This is a genomic window from Variovorax sp. KBS0712, from assembly GCF_006323185.2.
Lineage (GTDB): Bacteria > Pseudomonadota > Gammaproteobacteria > Burkholderiales > Burkholderiaceae_C > Variovorax > Variovorax boronicumulans.
In genome coordinates this window covers 25270-43735 of record NZ_VCCD02000004.1, presented here as the reverse complement: position 1 = coordinate 43735, position 18466 = coordinate 25270, and the positions used below count along the sequence as shown (strand labels likewise).

Below are 18466 nucleotides of genomic sequence, written 5' to 3'. Positions count from 1 at the left end.
GCGGGCATCCGGGCCCGCACCCGTCCGCGCACTCAGTGGACGATCTTCCAACCCACGATGAGGTAGGTCGCGAAGGCGGTGGCGATCCAGATCCACGCCAGAGCGCGTTGCTCCTGATCGAGCGGCGCGTGCAACGGCCGGCTGCCCGCGGGCACGGCCAGGCGGGTCGTCGGCGAATCGATCCCGACCGCCTGCAGGGTGGCTTCTGACCATTCGCTCGGCCGACGCCGAAATTCGGCGAGCGCATGCAGCCATTGCGGTGGCAGCAGGAGCGGTGCGGCCAGTGCCATCAGCACGGCGCAGAAGGCGCGCAACGGTCTTGATGCATGCGCACGAGGCCCGGCGAAAAAATTCAGGGTGCCAGCCAGGTCCAGGAACAGGCGTTCGCGGTCGTGTTCCGGTGTCCGCCAGTGGGTGGCGGGCAATTGCTCGGGGCCGTGACGCATGAACACCGCGATGAAGTCGACGACGGCCTTGCACGTCTCGTTCTCATGCGATTGCGTGCATCGATGACCGAAGCCCCAGCTCGGCAGCGGCAACGTCAATGGCTCCGTGCCCTGCTCCACGGTGGTGACGAGGGCATCGTCCTTGTTCAGCACCAGCAGACGCAAGTCTTCGGAGGTCTGCGTCGCGGGGCATCCCTTGCGATGGGCGACACGGATGCGCTCCCACGCGACCCAGCGGTCCTTCCCTTCCTCGCGCCACCACAGCCTTTGGTTGCGCCGGTCGCACAGAATCCCGACGGTCAACGGCGAGGGGCGCAGCACCTCCCTGAAGGTCAAAAAAATCGAGCGCGCGCCGAAAATCACGGCGTACAGCGTCACGCCGATCAACCAGAGCGCGATCAGCGTGCCCATGATCGTCTGGGGTATGTCTACATGGAACAGCAATGCCACCAGCGGCGCGGCCATCAGCAGACCGAACCAGACCGCATAGGCGGACACGACGGACTCGGGCTCCCGCAATTCCAGTGCGGTATCGCTGATCCGCGAAATCACGCCTTCGGCGCAGACCGAGGACAGTGGCGGCCCTTTGGACGCGTGGACGTCGTAGATGCGGTACTCACGTCCATCGAACCGGTCCGATTCCTTGTGATGCAGCAGCCACTGCTGCATCCAATACGGCGGGCGGTCGTCCACCAGCCTGGTGCGCCGCTTGCGGACCGTGCTCACCCCCGCATCAACGCCTCGATCTCATCCGCCTTCACCGGCACCCCCCGCGAAATCAGTTCGCAGCCCGTGGCCGTGACGATCGCGTCGTCCTCGATGCGGATGCCGATGTTGTGGAATTTCTCGGGCACGCCTTCGCCGGGCCGCACGTAGATGCCGGGCTCCAGCGTCAGCACCATGCCCGGGTGCAGGATGCGGCTCGGGCGGTTCTTGATGAGTTCGTTGGACAGCGGGTCCTTGCGCTCGCTCACTTCGCCCACCTGCGTGGGTTCGACATAGCTGCCGCAGTCGTGCACGTCCATGCCCAGCCAGTGGCCGGTGCGGTGCATGTAGAACTGGAAGTAGGCGCGCGAGTCGATCACGTCGTCGACGCCGCCGACCTTGTTGCCGTCGAGCAGGCCCAGGTCGAGCATGCCCTGCGCCAGCACCTTCACGGCCGCGTCGTGCGGGTCGTTGAAGCGGTTGCCGGCCTTGGTGGCGGCGGCCGAGGCGTCCTGGCTGGCCAGCACCAGGTCGTACAGCGCGCGCTGCGGGCCGCTGAAGGTGCCGTCGGCCGGGAAGGTGCGGGTGATGTCGCTCGCGTAGCCGTCGAGCTCGCAGCCGGCGTCGATCAGCACCAGCTCGCCCTTGCGCACGGGCGCGGCGTCTGCGCGGTAGTGCAGCACGCAGGCGTTGGCGCCGGCCGCGACGATGGAGCCGTAGGCCGGGTACTGCGAGCCGCCCAGGCGGAACTCGTGCAGCAGCTCGGCGTCGAGGTGGTACTCGCGCACGTCCTTGCCCTCGCGCAGCATGCGCGCCGACAGCTGCATCGCGCGGATGTGGGCGCGGGCGCTGATCTGCGCGGCGCGGCGCATGATGTCCTGCTCGTGCGCGTCCTTCACGAGGCGCATCTCGTCGAGCGGGCCGCACAGGTCGCGCTGCTCCTCGGGGCACAGCGCGCCGTAGCGCACGCGCGCGCGCACCGACTGCAGCCAGCCGTCGATGCGGGTTTCCAGGCCCTTGTGGGTGGCGAAGGGGAACCACACGGTCGAGCGGTTCTCGAGCAGCTTCGGCAGCTTGGCGTCGAGGTCGTTCACCGAGAAGGCCTCGTCCACGCCCAGCGCGGCGGGGGCGGCGTCGGGGCCGAGGCGGTAGCCGTCCCAGATCTCGCGCTCCAGGTCTTTCGGTGCGCAGAACAGCGTGGCGCGGCCGTCGCCCGCCAGCACCAGCCACGCGTTCGGCTCGGTGAAGCCGGTCAGGTAGTAGAAGTAGCTGTCGTGGCGGAACAGGAAGTCGCTGTCGCGGTTGCGCTGGCGCTCGGGCGCGGTGGGAACGATGGCGATGCCGTCCTTGCCCAGTTGCGAAGCGAGGCGCGCGCGGCGCTCGGCGTAGATCGTGGTGTCATTGAGCATGGGATTTCACTTTCGATACGGTGCAAGTCCGGGGTCCGCGGGTACCAGATGCCGCCATGGGAACACATCCTGCGCAAAGTGGCTGACGTAGCCGCCGATCGTTGACTGGATGACCATGAATTGCAGCCGCTGCCGCACGCCCTGCAGCCGTTGCAACTGGGCCAGGTCGAGGCAGGTGTTGCGCAGCCTCAGCACGCGCAGCTGCGCGCCCACGGGGCTGTGCAGCAAGGCCTCGTAGTCTTCGAAGGCCGTGATGCCGCCGGGCGTCCGGTCGGCCGGCCACGCCATCTGCTGCTCGGTGGATTCGGAAAAATCCAGCAGCCTGAGGCTCGGCAGCTGCGTTGCGGCGGCCATGTGGTGGATGAAGTGCTGCGTGGCGAAATGGGCGCCGACGCACAGGCTGGTCAGTTGCGGCAGCGGCACGGCGAAGAAGTCGGCGTTCGGCGCGTTCGGCACCGTCAGTTCGCTCAGGTGCGGCGTCTTGCGCACCCAGCGCGCGATGTCGCCGCCTTCCTCGAGGATGCCGTCGCTGGTGCAGACGAGCGACTGGTTGTGGTCCTCGGGCTGCGTCGGCTTGATGAACAGCGAGCGCAGGCGGGGAAACATCACCGGGCTGTCGAGCAGCGGCGCGAGTGTCATGCGCCCGCTGCCGGCGCGACCCCGGCGTTGAGTTGCTGCAGGCGCTGCGGCGTGCCCACGTCGGTCCAGTCGCCGGTGTAGAGCTCGGCACTCACCTGCTGGTTGTCCATGGCGGCGCGCAGGATCGGCGCCAGCGGGGCCTTGATGCCGCCCGGGTTGCCGGCCGGGATGTCGCAGTACGGCGGCGCGAACAGCGCGGCGCGGTACAGGCCGATGGTCGAGAAGGTGTACTTCTCGGCCGCCTGGTTCAGCGCGAGCCCGTCGGCCGAGAGGCCGAAGTCGCCCTTGGGGTGGTGCGCCGGGTTCGGCACCAGCCACAGGTGGGCGAGCTTGCCGCTGGCCAGGAAGCGGTCGACCGCGGCCTGGGTGAAGCGGAAGTCGGGCGCGAACACGTCGCCGGCCGCCACCCAGAACACCTCGCCCAGCAGCGGCAGCGCGCGCACGATGCCGCCGGCCGTTTCGAGCGCGCCGCCGAAGTCGCGGCCCTCGTCGGAATAGGAGATGGACAGCGCGCCATGCCCCGCCAGCACGGGGTTCGCGCCGAACCGGGCGGTGACCTGCGCGCCCAGCCAGTCGGTGTTGACCACCAGCTCGGTGACGCCACCCTCGGCCAGCGCTTCCATCGGCCACTGCATCAGCGGCTTGCCGCGCACTTCGAGCAGGGGCTTGGGCGTGGCGTCGGTCAGCGGCCGCATGCGTTCGCCGCGGCCGGCGGCCAGGATCATCGCGCGCACCGCCATCACTGCACCGACCCGGCCACACGGCCGCGTTGCAGTTCGTTGCGCTCGCTGTGGCGGGGCTGGAACAGCGCCACCAAGCAGGCCATCAGCGCATGCGCCTTGGCCGAGTGGTCGGCGCCGAAGTTGCAGACGTACACGTCGAGCGTCACGCCGCGCTGCTCGGGCCAGGTGTGGATGCACAGGTGCGACTCGGCCAGCAGCAGCGTGGCCGTCACGCCGCCCGGCCCCTGCGGCGTGGCCGGAAAGCCGTGGACCAGCTTGCCCACGGCCTGCAGCCCGGCGGCGGCCACGGCCTTGGTGCAGACCTCGCCGAGCGCGCGCCCGTCGGTGAGCCATTGGAGGCCGCATTGGCAGTCGTGGAGATCGGCGGTGAGGTGCAGCCCTTGCATGGGGGGCAACTCTAGCAGCCGGGCCTGCGACACAAGAGAGCATCAGTGGGGTGTTGGCCCTGTATCGAGGCCGGGCGCGGCTCGCCCGGTAAAATCTCGGGTTCTCCCGTATCCCCCACCCACCCTTTTCCCCCGAAAGCCCACTGCCCATGGCAAACCAAGCCCTGATGGCCAACGCGATCCGCGCGCTGGCAATGGATGCCGTTCAACAAGCCAATTCCGGACATCCGGGCGCACCGATGGGCATGGCCGACATGGCCGTCGCCCTGTGGGGCGAGCACCTGCGCTACAACCCCGCCAACCCGCACTGGTTCGACCGCGACCGCTTCGTGCTGTCCAACGGCCACGCCTCGATGCTGATCTACGCGGTGCTGCACCTCACGGGCTACGACCTGCCTCTGGCCGAGATCAAGAACTTCCGCCAGCTGCACAGCAAGACCGCCGGCCACCCCGAAGTCGACGTCACCCCCGGCGTGGAAACCACCACCGGCCCGCTGGGCCAGGGCATCACCAATGCCGTGGGCTTCGCGCTGGCCGAGAAGCTGCTGGCCGCCGAGTTCAACCGCAAGGACCTGGCCATCGTCGACCACCACACCTACGCCTTCCTGGGCGACGGTTGCATGATGGAAGGCATCAGCCACGAAGCCTGCGCCCTGGCCGGCGCCTGGCACCTGAACAAGCTGATCGCCCTGTACGACGACAACGGCATCAGCATCGACGGCCAGGTCAAGCCCTGGTTCATCGACAACACCGAAGAACGCTTCAAGGGCTATGGCTGGAACGTCGTCGGCCCGATCGACGGCAACGACGCTAAGGAAGTGGCCAAGGCCATCGCCAAGGCCAAGAAGGAAGCCACCAAGCCGACGCTGATCGTCTGCAAGACCACCATCGGCAAGGGCAGCCCGAACCGCGCCGGCACCGCCAAGGCGCACGGCGAGGCGCTGGGCGCCGAAGAAATCAAGCTCACGCGCGAAGCCATCGGCTGGCCCTACCCCGCCTTCGAAATCCCGGCCGAGGTGTACGCCGACTGGGACCACAAGGCCGAAGGCGCCAAGACCGAAGCCGCCTGGAACGACACCTTCGCCGCCTACACGGCCGCGTACCCCGAACTCGCCGCCGAGTTCACGCGCCGCATGAAGGGCGAGCTGCCCAAGAACTTCCACCAGGTCGCGTTCGACACCGTGGTCGCCGCCCACACCAAGGGCGAAACCGTGGCCAGCCGCAAGGCCAGCCAGCTCGCGCTCGAGGCCTTCACGGCCGCGCTGCCCGAAATGCTCGGCGGCAGCGCCGACCTCACGGGCTCGAACCTCACCAACACCAAGAGCACCGCCGCGCTGCGCTTCGACGCCAAGACCGGCGCCGTCGTGCTGAACGCGCCCCCCGCACCGGTGGTGCCCCAGGGCGGCGAAGACGAAGCCGCACAAGGCGATGCCGTCGAGCCGCCGCACGGCGAGATCGGTCGCCACATCAACTACGGCGTGCGCGAATTCGGCATGGCCGCCATCATGAACGGCGTGGCGCTGCACGGCGGCTACATCCCCTACGGCGGCACCTTCCTCACCTTCAGCGACTACAGCCGCAACGCCATCCGCATGGCCGCGCTCATGAAGCGCCGCGTGGTGCACGTGTTCACGCACGACTCCATCGGCCTGGGCGAAGACGGCCCGACGCACCAGTCGATCGAGCACGCCGCCTCGCTGCGCCTCATTCCCAACCTGGACGTCTGGCGTCCGGGCGACACGGCCGAAACCGCCGTGGCCTGGGCTGTCGCACTGCAGAACGCCACACGCCCGACCGCGCTGCTGCTGAGCCGCCAGAACATCGCCTACGCCGCCAAGAGCGACCTGGGCGACATCAGCCGCGGTGCCTACGTGCTGTCCGAGCCCGAGAACGTCGGCCTCAAGAACAAGAAGACAGCCGCCGTCATCATCGCCACCGGCTCCGAAGTGCAGCTCGCGCTGGCCGCCCAGAAGCTGCTGGCCGACAAGAAGATCGCCGTGCGCGTGGTGTCGATGCCCTCGACCACCACCTTCGACCGCCAGGACCTGGCCTACAAGAAGGCCGTGCTGCCCAAGAAGATCCCGCGCGTCGCGGTCGAAATGGGCTGCACCGACGGCTGGTGGAAGTACGGCTGCGCGGCCGTGGTCGGCATCGACAGCTACGGCGAGTCGGCCCCCGCGCCCGTGCTGTTCAAGCACTTCGGTTTCACGGCGGAGAACGTGGCCGCCACCGTGGAAGCGGCCCTGCGCGACTGAGCGTCGCGCGGTTCGTCCTCTTCCCGTCCGATCAAAAGTTTTTCAACCTTAGGAGCAAGTCAGATGGCTATCAAACTCGGTATCAACGGCTTCGGCCGCATCGGTCGCAACGTGCTGCGCGCAGCCGTGCAGAACTTCAAGAATGACATCGAAATCGTTGCCATCAACGACTTGCTCGAGCCGGAATACCTGGCTTACATGCTCCAGTACGACTCGGTGCATGGCCGCTTCAAGGGTGAAGTCACGGTCGAAGGCAACACGCTGATCGTCAACGGCAAGAAGATCCGCCTGACGCAAGAGCGCGACCCGTCGCAGCTCAAGTGGAACGAAGTCGGCGCCGACATCGTGCTCGAGTCGACCGGCCTCTTCCTCACGAAGGAAACCGCGCAGAAGCACATCGACGCAGGCGCCAAGAAGGTGATCCTGTCGGCCCCCTCGAAGGACGACACCCCCATGTTCGTCTACGGCGTGAACGACAAGAAGTACGCCGGCGAAGCCATCATCAGCAACGCCAGCTGCACCACCAACTGCCTGGCCCCGCTGGCCAAGGTGCTGAACGACAAGTGGGGCATCAAGCGCGGCCTGATGACCACCGTGCACGCTGCCACCGCCACGCAGAAGACCGTGGACGGCCCGAGCAACAAGGACTGGCGCGGCGGCCGCGGCATCCTGGAAAACATCATTCCGTCGTCGACGGGTGCGGCCAAGGCCGTGGGCGTGGTGATCCCCGAGCTCAACAAGAAGCTCACGGGCATGAGCTTCCGCGTGCCGACCTCCGACGTGTCGGTGGTCGACCTGACCGTCGAACTCGTCAAGGACGCCACCTACGCCGAGATCTGCGCCGAAATGAAGGCACAGAGCGAAGGCGCACTGAAGGGCGTGCTGGGCTACACCGAAGACAAGGTCGTCGCCACCGACTTCCGCGGCGACCCGCGCACCTCGATCTTCGACGCCGAAGCCGGCATTGCACTGGACGGCACCTTCGTGAAGCTCGTGAGCTGGTACGACAACGAATGGGGCTACTCGAACAAGTGCCTCGAGATGGTGAAGGTCGTCTCGAAGTAAGACTTCGCGGCTCCCACGAAAAACGCGCCCTCGGGCGCGTTTTTTTATTGGGCGGCTGGGTGTCAAACGGCTCAGCGCAGCTTCTCGTTGCGCCGTATCTCGCTGCTGAGCTGCGCCGTCATCCGCGTGGCCGCGCGCCGGGCGGCCAAGCCGTAGTCGCCGTTGAACTCGCCGAACTCCGCCGTGCCGTTGCCGGCCGCGCGCACGCGTGTGACTTCGGTGCCCGCGGTGTCGGTCACCACGCAGGCCACCTCGGCCGTGAAGGCGGTGGGCGGCCAGGTGATCCATGAGGACGAGCTCGAATCGGTCTTGATCTGCGGCGTGAACACCAGCGACACGCCCGCTGCCTCGTTGGCCTTGGCATCGCCGGCGGTGCGCAGCACGACCACGTTGCGGTAGACCGCGCGCAGCGCGTCGCGGATCGATTTTTCGAGGTCGCGGTACGGGTAGTAGCTCACGCGGTCGCCGCTGCCGCCGGCGGTGGTCACCTGCAGGTCGCGCTGCGCGTCGGTCATCACGTAGGCCACCTTCTTGGGGATGAGGTGGGCGGCCGACCGCGGCGGTGCGGTCTCGGTGATCATCGTGATCGGGTGGGCGCAGCCCGCCAGCAGCACGGCGGTTGCCAGTGCTGCGGCCAGCCGGGGCGTCAGGGAAGAAAGAAGCGTCATGGTGCGTTCCCGGCCTTACTGCGCAGGCGGCGCGATGGCCGCGACGAATTGCGGATCGGCATACACCTGCCGCAGCAGCGCCCGCACCAGCCGCGGGTACGCGGCCTGCCCGGCGGGCACGGCCACGATGTTGGCGTAGCTCGAATCGAAGGCGATCTCGCCGCGGTAGGTCTTGCGCAGCGTCTGCGCGGCGTTGCGCGTGACGGTGACTTCGACGTCCATGCGGCCCGAGCCGTTGATCACGCCCAGGTCGAGCTCGTTGACGAGGATGCGCGCCGCGATGCGGGTCGGCGCCTTGGGGTCGTAGACCGAGATTTCGCCCAGGTCGCGCATCAGCGCGTCTTCGAGGTACTGGGCGAAGGTGCCGCTGGGCGACACGAGCCTGGCGCGGCGCAGGCCCAGGGTGTTGATCTTGTCGTTGGGGTCGGTGGGTTGCACCTTGGCCACCGCGACCTTGCCGGGGTTGTGCGCCTCGAGCCGGTCGAGCGCCTCGTAGTCGGCGGCATAGGGCGGCGCGCCGAGCTGTGCGCAGCCCGTGGCCAGTGCCGCCAGCAGGAGCGCGCCGGTGCGCCAGCGCAGACCCTGCGGTCTGGAGACGATCGCCATGTCTTGAACCCCCTCGTCCGAGATGTCTTCTTCTCCCCGGCGCGAGGGTAGCAGGCATCGCGCCGCGCGCGAAGGCGGCGCGAAAGACTCAGATCGGTTCGAGCACGTGGATGCGCTTGCTCTCGGTGAGCTCCCTGGTCTGGGCGCTGAAGGCCGCCATGTGCGGCGCGACCGCGTGCGCCTGCAGGGCCGGCAGCGAGGCCCACTTCTCGATCACCACGAAGGTGTCGGGCCCGAAGCTGGCCTTCGACGGGGGGATGCCCTGCGCGTCGATCGTGGCGGCGTACTCGATGCAGCCTTCTTCGGCCAGCACGGCGGCGCGGTTGGCCTTGAAGGCTTCGAGCAGAAGGGCGCGCTGGCCGGGCTTGGCGGTGATGACGGCAACGACTTGGATCATGGAACAGGGTCTCCGGTGAAGTGACATGAACAGAGGAATGCAACGACCGAATCTACGAGATCGCACGCCGGTGCGCAGGTCCGGTGGGCGACAAGGCCGGCATGCACATGCCGCATGCGACAGTTACCCGCGAGACACACTCTCGCCCCGCCACGGTCGTGCCGAGGTCATAGGATCGGGTCATCTTCCGCATCGACCTGCCTTTGCCATGTTCATCGTCACCCTGACCTACATCCGTCCGCTCGAGGAACTCGACGCGCTGATGGATGCGCATGTCACCTGGCTCAAGAAGCACTACGCCAGCGGCCTGTTCGTGGCCTCGGGGCGCCAGGTGCCGCGCAAGGGCGGCGTGATCCTCGCGCGCTCGGGCGACCGCGAGGGGCTCGAGGCGGTGCTGGCGCGCGACCCCTTCGTGCAGGGCGGCGTCGCGCGCACCGACGTGATCGAGTTCATCCCCAGCATGACCGCGCTGAGCGTCGAGGTGCTGCGCGGCTACTGAGACCCGCGCGGCCGGGCCGGCAGATCAGGCCCCCGGCATTTCCTCGCGCCCGTCGGGGTGCCGCGCAAAGCGCGCGGCCTCGGCGCCATGCACCGGCGCCGGGTCGACCCAGGGCCAGCCGCCGAACTGCGTGCGGCGGTAGTCGGCCATCGTCTGGGCGATCTCGGCCTGCGTGTTCATCACGAAGGGGCCGTACTGCGCCACCGGCTCGCCGATCGGGCGGCCCTGCAGCAGCAGGAACTCGCCGTCGCCCTCGGGGCCGTTGCACAGTTCCACGGCCGCGTCGGCGCGCAGCTCGATGGCCGCCGGTCCGTCCACGCGCCGCCCCGCCACCTGCGCGGTGGCGCCCTTGAAGAAATACAGCATGCGCCGCGTGCCCTCGCCAGCGGCGGGCGGCAGCGTCCAGCGCGCGCCGGGCGTCATGCGCAGCGTCCAGATCGCGAGGTCGGCGCCGGCCTGCGCGGCCCACGAATCGGGCGGCGGCGCGAGCGGGTCGATGGCCGCCTGGGCCTGCGCGTCATCGCCGCCGAAGCGCCCGGCGATCACCGCCACCTCGGTGCGGCCGCCCTGCGCGTCGTCCGAGGCGAAGCGCGGAATCGCCTCCGACCAGAACATCGTGAAGTGCGGCTCGGCCATCTTGTTCTTCGCCGGCAGGTTGAGCCAGATCTGGAACAGCTCCAGCGGGTTCGGTGCGCCGGCGTCGAGCAGCGGGAACATCTCCGAATGCACGATGCCCTTGCCGGCCGTGAGCCACTGCACGTCGCCGCCGCCGAAGCGCGCCGTGGCGCCCAGCGAGTCGGAATGGTCGACCAAGCCCTTGCGCACGATGGTCACCGTCTCGAAGCCGCGGTGCGGGTGCGACGGAAAGCCCGGCACCGTCTCGCCGTGGTACATGCTCCAGCCGTCCTTGCGGCTGAAGTCCTGGCCGATCTGGCGGCCGGCCAGCGAGGCCTCGGGGCCCATGCGGCCGTTGCCCTTCGGGTACGCGTCGTCGTGGTAGACGCAGAACAGGAAGGGGTCCAGCGTCTGCCACGGGAAGCCGAGCGGCTGGACCTGGACGATGGGAGACGCGCTGCGGTTGTCGTTGCTGTCGGACATGTCGGTATTCCTTGGTGAGGCAGGCACGGCCGCCATGCGGGCCGTGCCGGAACCAGGAATATCGGGGCGCCGCCGCCTTTCGGTAGGTGCCTTGCGCGCAACGATCAAGAGCGCATATGGAACGATGGGCATCGTCCGACCCCCGCGTTCACTGCGAGGGCATCTCGGCGTTCGGGTCCATGTAGACCAGTTCCCAGATGTGGCCGTCCAGGTCCTGGAAGCCGTGGCCGTACATGAAGCCGTAGTCCTTCGGCTCGCGCGGCGTCGTGCCGCCGGCGGCCACCGCCTTGGCGACCAGATCGTCGACCTCGGCCCGGCTCTCGCACGACAGACACACCAGCACCTCGTTCTCCTTGCGGGCGTCCGCGATGCCCTGGTTCGTGAAGGTCTTGAAGTAGTCCTCCATCAGCAGCATCGCGTGGATGCTGCCCTCGTGGATGACCATGCAGGCGGCGTTCGCGTCGGTGAACTGCGGATTGAAGGTGTAGCCCAGCGCGCCGAAGAAGGCCTTGCTCTTGTCGAGGTTCCGGACGGGGAGGTTCACGAAGATCTGCTTGGTGGCCATGGTGTCTTTCCTGTATCGATGAAGGGTGGATCGGGTGTGTGCCGGCGTCTTTGTGTACGCCGTCCACAAAAGATATCAAAGAAAATGGACGGTGTCCACATGATTTTTTGGCGCACCGGAAATCGGCCGGCACCACCTCTTTGAGGGGGAAAAAGAGCGGGCATCATGAACACCATGGAAATCGAGTTCAAGTTCTGCATTCCCGCCGGCCACCTGAAGGCCGTCGAAGCCGCATTGCGGCGCGGCGCCGTCGTGCGCACGCGCCTGCAGGCCCGCTATTTCGACACCGCCGACCAGCGTCTCGTCGCCGACGGCATGGTGCTGCGGCTGCGCAAGGAGGGCCGGCGCTGGGTGCAGACGGTCAAGGCCGCCGGCGACAACGCGCTGCACCGGCTCGAGCACAACGTCGACCTGGGCACCGGCGCGGCCGCGCCCGCCATCGACCCCGCCCGCCACGCCGGCACGCCCGTCGGCGAGCGGCTGGCCCGCCTGCTGCAAGCGGCCGACGGCGGCGCGGTGCCGCTGGTCGAGCGCCAGTCGACCGACATCGTGCGGCTCACGCGCGACCTGCGCGTGAGCGGCCCGGCCGGTGCCGTGGTCGAGATGGCGCTGGACGTTGGCAAGGTCGTCGCGCACGCGGGCACGCCCGCGCAGCGCGCCTCGCCCGTGTGCGAGCTGGAGCTCGAACTCAAGAGTGGCGACGTGCAGGGGCTCGTGGCGCTCGCGCGGCGCTGGTCGCAACAGCACGGCCTGTGGTTCAGCACCGTCTCGAAGGCTGAGCGCGGCATGCGCCTGCTGGCAGAGCAAGAGACGGTGCCTGCCGTCAAGGCCGAGGCGCCGCGCTTTCCGCAGGGCCGAGACGGCCGCACCCTCCAGCAGGCCGTGGTCGCGTCGTGCCTGGACCAGATGCTGCCCAACGCCAGCGAGATCGCCGCGGGCAGCACCGATGAGGAACAGATCCACCAGCTGCGCATCGGCATCCGCCGCCTGCGCACCGCGCTGCGCGAACTGGCGGGGCTCGATGCCGACACGAGCCGTTTCGACGCCGCCGCGTGGGAGCCGCCGTTGGTCGACGCCTTCCGTGCGCTCGGCGAACTGCGCGACCGTGAGCAGGTCGTGAAGCTCGCGCAGCCGCGGCTGCGTGAGGCGGGTGCGCCGGAGGTCGATCCGCTGGCGGGTGATGCCAGCGATGCGTCTGCCGCGCCGGCATCGACACCCGGCGACATCGTGCGCGCCGCCGCGTTCCAGGACGTGCTGGTGTCGCTGATCGGTTTCACCGCCGCCACGCCGCCGTCTACGGGATCCGCACCGCTCGCCGCCGACGAGGCCCGCCAGCAGTTGCGCGAACGGCTCCAGCGTCTGCACAAGCAGGCCGTGCGCGATGGCGAGCGCTTCGAATCGCTCGCCACCGAGCACCAGCACCGCGCGCGCAAGCGGCTCAAGCGCCTGCGCTACCTGGCGGAGTTCGTCGCGCCGTTGTTCGCCGAGGCGGAAGGCGGCAAAAAGAAGAAGGACGCGGCCGGGCGCTACCTGAAGGCCCTGCGCCCCGCGCAGGACGCGCTGGGCGCGTTCAACGACGAGGCCGTGGCGCTCGCGCTGTACCGCGAAGTCGCATCGCGCGATCCGCGTGCGTGGTTCGCGGTCGGCTGGTTCAGCGCGCGCCGCGCGGCGGGGGCGACGGCGTGCTGCGAGGCGCTGGAGAGAATTAGCGAGGCGCCGAGGTTCTGGAAGAAGTGACGGTGCGGTTGCGGCACCGTCAGCGCTGACATCAGGTCGAGAGGCCCAGGCTCAGCTGGGTGCCCGGCACGGCCGGGTCGATCTGCCTCCCTGCGAGTTTCTTGGCCGAAACCCCTGCGATCCAGGAAAAGAAGCTCATCCAGAACAGCACGGCGCTCACGCCGAACAGCTTGACGGACGACCAGAACTGTTCGGCAAGCGTGCGCTTGAGAAAGGCATTGGCGCCGCTGTCCGTGAGGATCGAACAGAGGATGCCTACCTCCTGCTCGGTGAATCCGCTGCGCTGTGCGTTGGCGCTGGCAGGGCGTGTGCAATCCGCGGCCTTCAACGATCTGGGGCCGAACGGAATGATCGAACCGAGACTACCGACCTGTGTGGGTGTCGCGAAAAAGTACCGTTGTGTCGCGTTGAGGGTCATGAGAGTTCGGTCAAGAAACAAGCTGCCGAAACTCAGTGCGGCGACAAGCAGCCACCAGAACAGCCCTGCCGCCCTCAGCTTTTGAATGAACCCTGACGGCAGCTTGTCCACTCTGACCTGCCGGGCATCCGGATCGAAGAAATCACCGCACAGGCGCAGGCGGTACATCTGCACATCATTCAGCTTCGTCCAGCGAATGAGCTCATGTGCCTTCTCGAGCGACGAAACGGGAACGCCTGCCAGGATGCGGAACGAGATGAAGCTCGCCTCTTCCTCGGCGAACGCCCGGATTTCGGGGTCGGCAATTTCTTGCTTCCCGCGAACAAATTGCCAGAGGCGATGGACAACGACCTGCCGTGATCCTGCGCGCAGGATGGCCCAGACGAACGCAAATGCGATCAGCGCTGGCGGCAGGAGGCCCAGAAACCCGGAAACGCTGGAGAACTCCATCGGGTTCGCGGCTGCTTCTTAGTGATGGTGCCCATGCGCCCCATGCACATGCCGGTGCTCGATCTCCACCGGCAGCGCTGCGCGCACGTCCGTCACCTGCAGGCTGAACTTCAGCGCCTTGCCGGCCCACGGGTGATTGCCGTCGAGCAGCACGACCGGACCCTTGATCTTGGTCACGGTGAAGACGTGCTCGGTGCCGTCGTCGAGCCGGCCCTGCAGCTGGCCACCGACCTTCACGCCGGGCGGGAACTCGGTCTTGGGGATGGTGCGCACCAGTGCCTCGTCGCGCAGGCCGAAGGCATCTTCGGGGGCGAGGTTCAGCGTGGTCTGGTAGCCCTTTTCCTGGCCGTCGAGCGCCTGCTCGATCTTGGGCAGGGTGTTTTCGTAACCGCCATGCAGGTAGGCCATCGGCTCGGGGCTGGCTTCGATCAGCTTGCCCTGGGCGTCGGCGACTTTGTACTTGAGGGTGACGACGGTGTCTTTTTCGATTTTCATGGCGGGCATTTTCTGTGGAAATCGATCCGAGTCCGAAGTCAGGTCATCCGCGCCCGCCACACATCCGGCAACGCCTCCTCCTCCCGCAACTTCTGCGTCACCATCCCGATGAACGCCGACACCGCCCGCGGCAGGTGCTTGCGGCTCGGGTAGACCACGCTGAGCCCGTGCCCGGTGCGCTGGTACTGCGGCAGCACCGGCACCAGCCGCCCCGCCTCCACGTCGAGCCGCCCCATGGCCGGCGGCAGCAGCGCGATGCCCAGGCCGGCGATGGCGGCTTTGCGCAGCGCCTGCGCGGTGTTGCCGCTGAAGCGGCCGCCGACCTGCACTTCTTCCTCCTTGCCGCCGGGACCGGTCAGGCGCCAGGTGGTGCGACCGCTGGGGTGGGCGGGGGTCACGCAGTCGTGGTCGGCCAGCTCAGGCAGCGTGGCGGGCGTGCCGCGCGCGGCCAAGTAGGCGGGGCTGGCGACGAGGCCGTCGGTGCGCGGGCCGAGCAGCTGGCGGGCGACGTACCCCGAGTCGGCCAGCGCGCCGCCGCGGAAGGCGATGTCGATCTGCTCGGCGATCAGGTCGGCCTTCGCGTCGCTGAGCACGAACTCGACGCGCACCAGCGGGTACGTGGCCAGGAAGTCGGCCACCCAGGCCATGGGGAAGAAGTCGAAGAAATCGGCCGTGGCCGCCACGCGCACCCGGCCGCTGGGTTCCTGGCTGCCGGTGATGAGCGCCTGCCCGGCCTCGACCAGCCCGTCGACCGCCTCCGCGCACTGTTCGTGAAACGCCTGCCCGGCGCCGGTGAGCGTGAGCTTGCGGGTCGAGCGCTGCAGCAGCCGGGTGCCGAGCTGCGCCTCCAATTGCTGGATGCGCCGGCTCACGGTGTTGGGCGGCAGGCCCAGCCGGCGGCCGGCCTCGGCAAAGCTGCCGTGGCGCACCACCTGCACGAAGACGGCGATGTCGTTGAGGTCGAGCATGGCGAGGCCTATTCCTTCTGTTCGTGGACGAGTGCAATCCGACTCTACCGTCTAGTCGATCAATGCGTGCGTGCCTAACCTTCAGTCCATGGCCTTCCCGGCCTTCGACCACCCCATTTCATTCAGGAGCACGCCCCCCATGAGCGCACCACAACAACCCCGCATCGGCATCGTCATCGGCTCGACCCGCGAAGGCCGTTTCGGCGAAAAGCCCGCGCACTGGATCCACGAGATCGCGAAGCAGCGCACCGACCTGGCCTTCGAGCTGGTCGACCTGCGCGACCACCCGCTGCCCTTTTTCAACGAAGCCGGCGCGCCCGCCTGGGGCCCGGTGAAGAACGAGGCCGCGCAGCGCTGGCAAGCCAAGCTGGCCACCTTCGACGGGCTGATCATCGTCACGCCCGAGTACAACCACGGCCCGAGCGCGGTGCTGAAGAACGCGATCGACTGGGCCTACAAGGAGTTCATCCGCAAGCCGATCGGCTTTGTGGGCTACGGCGGCGTGGGCGCGGCGCGGGCGGTGGAGCAGCTGCGGCTGGTCGCGGTCGAGATGCAGATGGCGCCGGTGCGCCACGCGGTGCACATCGGCATGGTCGAGTTCCTGGGCATCTGGCAGCAGGGCAAGTCCTTCGACGACTTCCCGCACTTGGCGCAGTCGGCCACGGGCCTGCTCGACGACCTGGCGTGGTGGACCCGCGCACTGAAGACCGCCAGGGAGGCCGCATGACCACCGCTGTTGCCACCGACACCCGCGCCATCGTCTACCGCACGCGCGGCGCCAGGCACGGGCCGATCACGCGGCTCATGAGCCCGGGCGACCTGGGCGAATACCTCAAGCCCTTCGTGTTCCTCGACCTGTTCGGCTTCGATGTCGACGGTGGCCACAAGGGCTTCGGCCTGCACCCGCACTCGGGCATCGCCACGCTGACCTGGCTCATCGAAGGCGACACGCTGTACGAGGACACGACCGGCGAACAGGGCGTGCTGCGCGGCGGCGGCGTCGAGTGGATGCGCGCCGGCAACGGCGTGTGGCACACGGGCGCACCGGCGCCGGGCGTGACGCGCGTGCAGGGCTTCCAGCTCTGGGTGGCGCTGCCGGCCGCCGAAGAAAACGCGCCCGCGCAGAGCATGTACCTCGCGCCTTCGCAGGTGCCGCAGGAAGGCCCGGCGCGCGTGCTGCTCGGGCGCTACGGCGCGGCGCAGAGCCCCATTCCGGCGCCCTCGCCGATGAACTACCTGGCCGTGCAACTGAAGGACGGCGAACGCTGGCGCTACACGCCGCCCGCCGGCCACACGGTGGGCTGGGTGGCGGTGAATGCGGGCCGGCTCGACGCGGGCGACGGCACCGGCGGCCCCATCGGCACGGGCGAGCTCGCGGTGTTCGAGGAGTCCGGTGCGGCCATCGACGTCGTGGCGCAGGGCGACACGGCCTTCGTGCTCGGCTCGGCGGTGCCGCACCCGCACGAGCTGGTGATGGGCCACTACTCGGTGCACACGAGCCGCGCGACGCTCGACCGGGGCGAGGCCGAGATCCGCCGCATCGGCGCGAAGTTGCGCGAGGAAGGCCGGCTCCGCTAGCCTGAACCGCGCGTAAGCCAGCATGCGCCGCACGGGCGGCTGCGCCAGAATCGTTCGCTTCTGTTTTTCGCGAACGATCCCGCAGCTGCCCGCCATGAATCTCGTCGATGCCTTCGCCGCCCACGCCACCCGTTTCATCGACATCCGGCGCGACATCCACGCGCATCCCGAACTCGGTTTCGAGGAGCACCGCACCTCCGAGAAGGTCGCGAACCTGCTCACCGAATGGGGCATCGAGGTGCACCGCGGCATCGCGGGCACGGGCCTGGTCGGCGTGCTGCGCAAGGGCACGGGCAACCGCACCATCGGCCTGCGCGCCGACATGGACGCGCTGCCGCTGCACGAGGCCAACGAGTTCGCCCACAAGTCGACGAACCCCGGCCGCATGCACGCCTGCGGCCACGACGGCCACACGACGATGCTGCTGGCCGCCGCCTGGCACCTGTCGCAACAAGGGCCTCATGACTTCGACGGCACCGTGCATTTCATCTTCCAGCCCGCCGAGGAGATGGGCAAGGCCGGCGCCAAGAAGATGATCGACGAGGGCCTGTTCGAGCGCTTTCCGTGCGACGCGGTCTTCGGGCTGCACAACTTCCCCGTCGGCGACGTCGGCCGCTTCGCGCTCAACGAAGGTGCGCTGATGGCGTCGAGCAACACCTACAAGATCACCGTGCGCGGGCGCGGCACGCACGCCTCGATGCCGCACACCGGTATCGACCCGGTGGCCGCGGTGGTCACGCTGGCGCAGCAGCTGCAGACCATCGTGGCACGCACCATTCCCAGCACCGAGCGCGCACTGTTGGCGGTCACGCAGCTGCAGGGCTCGGATGCGCCGAACGTGATTCCCGATGTGGCGACGGTGGGCGGCACGATCCGCACCTTTTCCATCGAGGCCATCGACAAGCTGGAGGCGCGGCTGCGCGAAGTGGCGGCCGGCGTGGCGGCGGCGCATGGCTGCACGGCCGAGGTGTACTTCAACCGCTCTTCGCCGCCGACCGTGAACCATCCGGCCGAGGCGCGCTTTGCCGCCGGCGTGATGCGCGAGGTGGTGGGCGACGACATGGTGACCGACGACTTCCCTGCCGTGATGGGCGCCGAAGACTTCGCGCACATGCTGCTCGCGCGGCCCGGCTGCTACGCCTTCCTGGGCAATGGCGACGGCGACCACCGGCTCGATGGCCACGGGCCCGGCCCTTGCATCATCCACAACACCTCGTTCGACTTCAACGACGAGATCATCCCGATCGGTGCCAGCTACTTCGTGAAGCTGGTGCAGCGCTGGCTGCCGTCGGGCACCTGAAAAACGACTTTTTTGTTGACGATGAAAGCGGCCACCTCG

At 68.3% G+C, this 18466-nt stretch carries 20 protein-coding genes; 7 read left to right on the top strand and 13 right to left on the bottom strand.

What is annotated here, in order from left to right:
* Positions 1 to 32: 32 nt before the first annotated feature.
* From FFI97_RS28435 to FFI97_RS28415, 5 genes are read right to left on the bottom strand one after another with little or no spacing between them, the layout of a single operon-like run.
* The gene (locus FFI97_RS28435; protein WP_139702931.1) at positions 33 to 1172 is read right to left on the bottom strand and encodes a hypothetical protein; all 1140 of its coding nucleotides are present in this window, start codon (positions 1170 to 1172) and stop codon (positions 33 to 35) included.
* A complete protein-coding gene (locus FFI97_RS28430) occupies positions 1169 to 2560 on the bottom strand; it encodes an aminopeptidase P N-terminal domain-containing protein (RefSeq protein WP_139702930.1) in 1392 nt (463 codons plus the stop codon). Before FFI97_RS28430 ends, FFI97_RS28435 begins: the two co-directional genes overlap by 4 nt.
* Before the next feature lie 6 nt (positions 2561 to 2566).
* Positions 2567 to 3199 carry a hypothetical protein gene (locus FFI97_RS28425; protein ID WP_139702929.1) on the bottom strand — a complete coding sequence of 211 codons (633 nt, stop codon included), beginning with the start codon at positions 3197 to 3199 and terminating at the stop codon, positions 2567 to 2569.
* Positions 3196 to 3924, bottom strand: coding sequence for an NDP-sugar synthase (locus FFI97_RS28420; RefSeq protein ID WP_139702928.1), 729 nt, complete (start codon positions 3922 to 3924; stop codon positions 3196 to 3198). The genes FFI97_RS28425 and FFI97_RS28420 overlap by 4 nt, the downstream gene beginning before the upstream one ends.
* Positions 3925 to 3938: 14 nt before the next feature.
* A complete protein-coding gene (locus FFI97_RS28415) occupies positions 3939 to 4328 on the bottom strand; it encodes an S-adenosylmethionine decarboxylase family protein (RefSeq protein WP_062473535.1) in 390 nt (129 codons plus the stop codon).
* 149 nt (positions 4329 to 4477) lie between these two features.
* On the opposite strand from FFI97_RS28415, the gene FFI97_RS28410 reads away from it, so the two are divergent.
* Both FFI97_RS28410 and gap read left to right on the top strand, forming a co-directional pair.
* A complete protein-coding gene (locus FFI97_RS28410; protein ID WP_062473533.1) occupies positions 4478 to 6583 on the top strand; it encodes a transketolase family protein in 2106 nt (701 codons plus the stop codon).
* 63 nt (positions 6584 to 6646) lie between these two features.
* On the top strand, positions 6647 to 7648 hold the full coding sequence (gap, locus tag FFI97_RS28405) for a type I glyceraldehyde-3-phosphate dehydrogenase (protein ID WP_056575024.1): 1002 nt from the start codon (positions 6647 to 6649) through the stop codon (positions 7646 to 7648).
* 71 nt (positions 7649 to 7719) lie between these two features.
* On the opposite strand, the gene FFI97_RS28400 is transcribed toward gap, so the two are convergent.
* From FFI97_RS28400 to FFI97_RS28390, 3 genes are all read right to left on the bottom strand, one after another.
* Positions 7720 to 8316 carry a hypothetical protein gene (locus FFI97_RS28400; RefSeq protein ID WP_139702927.1) on the bottom strand — a complete coding sequence of 199 codons (597 nt, stop codon included), beginning with the start codon at positions 8314 to 8316 and terminating at the stop codon, positions 7720 to 7722.
* A 15-nt stretch (positions 8317 to 8331) separates the two neighbouring features.
* Positions 8332 to 8922, bottom strand: coding sequence for a hypothetical protein (locus FFI97_RS28395; RefSeq protein ID WP_139702926.1), 591 nt, complete (start codon positions 8920 to 8922; stop codon positions 8332 to 8334).
* 88 nt (positions 8923 to 9010) lie between these two features.
* Positions 9011 to 9319 carry a putative quinol monooxygenase gene (locus FFI97_RS28390; RefSeq protein WP_062473527.1) on the bottom strand — a complete coding sequence of 103 codons (309 nt, stop codon included), beginning with the start codon at positions 9317 to 9319 and terminating at the stop codon, positions 9011 to 9013.
* Positions 9320 to 9527: 208 nt separating this feature from the next.
* Between FFI97_RS28390 and FFI97_RS28385 the strand changes: the two genes are divergently transcribed.
* On the top strand, positions 9528 to 9818 hold the full coding sequence (locus FFI97_RS28385; protein ID WP_062473524.1) for a YciI family protein: 291 nt from the start codon (positions 9528 to 9530) through the stop codon (positions 9816 to 9818).
* A 24-nt stretch (positions 9819 to 9842) separates the two neighbouring features.
* On the opposite strand, the gene FFI97_RS28380 is transcribed toward FFI97_RS28385, so the two are convergent.
* Entirely contained in the window at positions 9843 to 10916 is a 1074-nt protein-coding gene (locus FFI97_RS28380; protein ID WP_260685214.1) for a pirin family protein, read from the bottom strand.
* A gap of 148 nt (positions 10917 to 11064) precedes the next feature.
* Positions 11065 to 11481 (bottom strand): VOC family protein, encoded by a 417-nt coding sequence (locus tag FFI97_RS28375; RefSeq protein ID WP_095747343.1) that lies wholly within the window; start codon positions 11479 to 11481, stop codon positions 11065 to 11067.
* A 165-nt stretch (positions 11482 to 11646) separates the two neighbouring features.
* On the opposite strand from FFI97_RS28375, the gene FFI97_RS28370 reads away from it, so the two are divergent.
* Entirely contained in the window at positions 11647 to 13218 is a 1572-nt protein-coding gene (locus FFI97_RS28370) for a CYTH and CHAD domain-containing protein (RefSeq protein ID WP_144004540.1), read from the top strand.
* A 31-nt stretch (positions 13219 to 13249) separates the two neighbouring features.
* Here FFI97_RS28370 and FFI97_RS28365 read toward each other — a convergent pair whose 3' ends face one another.
* From FFI97_RS28365 to FFI97_RS28355, 3 genes are read right to left on the bottom strand one after another with little or no spacing between them, the layout of a single operon-like run.
* The gene (locus FFI97_RS28365) at positions 13250 to 14086 is read right to left on the bottom strand and encodes a DUF6216 family protein (protein ID WP_139702924.1); all 837 of its coding nucleotides are present in this window, start codon (positions 14084 to 14086) and stop codon (positions 13250 to 13252) included.
* A gap of 18 nt (positions 14087 to 14104) precedes the next feature.
* Positions 14105 to 14581: a peptidylprolyl isomerase gene (locus tag FFI97_RS28360; protein ID WP_062473516.1), complete on the bottom strand. Its 477-nt coding sequence runs from the start codon at positions 14579 to 14581 to the stop codon at positions 14105 to 14107.
* A 38-nt stretch (positions 14582 to 14619) separates the two neighbouring features.
* Positions 14620 to 15549, bottom strand: coding sequence for a LysR family transcriptional regulator (locus FFI97_RS28355; protein ID WP_139702923.1), 930 nt, complete (start codon positions 15547 to 15549; stop codon positions 14620 to 14622).
* A gap of 139 nt (positions 15550 to 15688) precedes the next feature.
* Here FFI97_RS28355 and FFI97_RS28350 point away from each other — a divergent pair, with 139 nt between their 5' ends.
* The 3 genes from FFI97_RS28350 to FFI97_RS28340 all read left to right on the top strand — a co-directional run bounded on the left by FFI97_RS28350 (position 15689) and on the right by FFI97_RS28340 (position 18427).
* A complete protein-coding gene (locus FFI97_RS28350; protein WP_139702922.1) occupies positions 15689 to 16276 on the top strand; it encodes an NADPH-dependent FMN reductase in 588 nt (195 codons plus the stop codon).
* Positions 16273 to 17127 (top strand): pirin family protein, encoded by an 855-nt coding sequence (locus FFI97_RS28345; protein ID WP_139702921.1) that lies wholly within the window; start codon positions 16273 to 16275, stop codon positions 17125 to 17127. Before FFI97_RS28350 ends, FFI97_RS28345 begins: the two co-directional genes overlap by 4 nt.
* Positions 17128 to 17221: 94 nt before the next feature.
* Positions 17222 to 18427 carry a M20 aminoacylase family protein gene (locus FFI97_RS28340; protein ID WP_139702920.1) on the top strand — a complete coding sequence of 402 codons (1206 nt, stop codon included), beginning with the start codon at positions 17222 to 17224 and terminating at the stop codon, positions 18425 to 18427.
* Positions 18428 to 18466 lie beyond the last annotated feature (39 nt).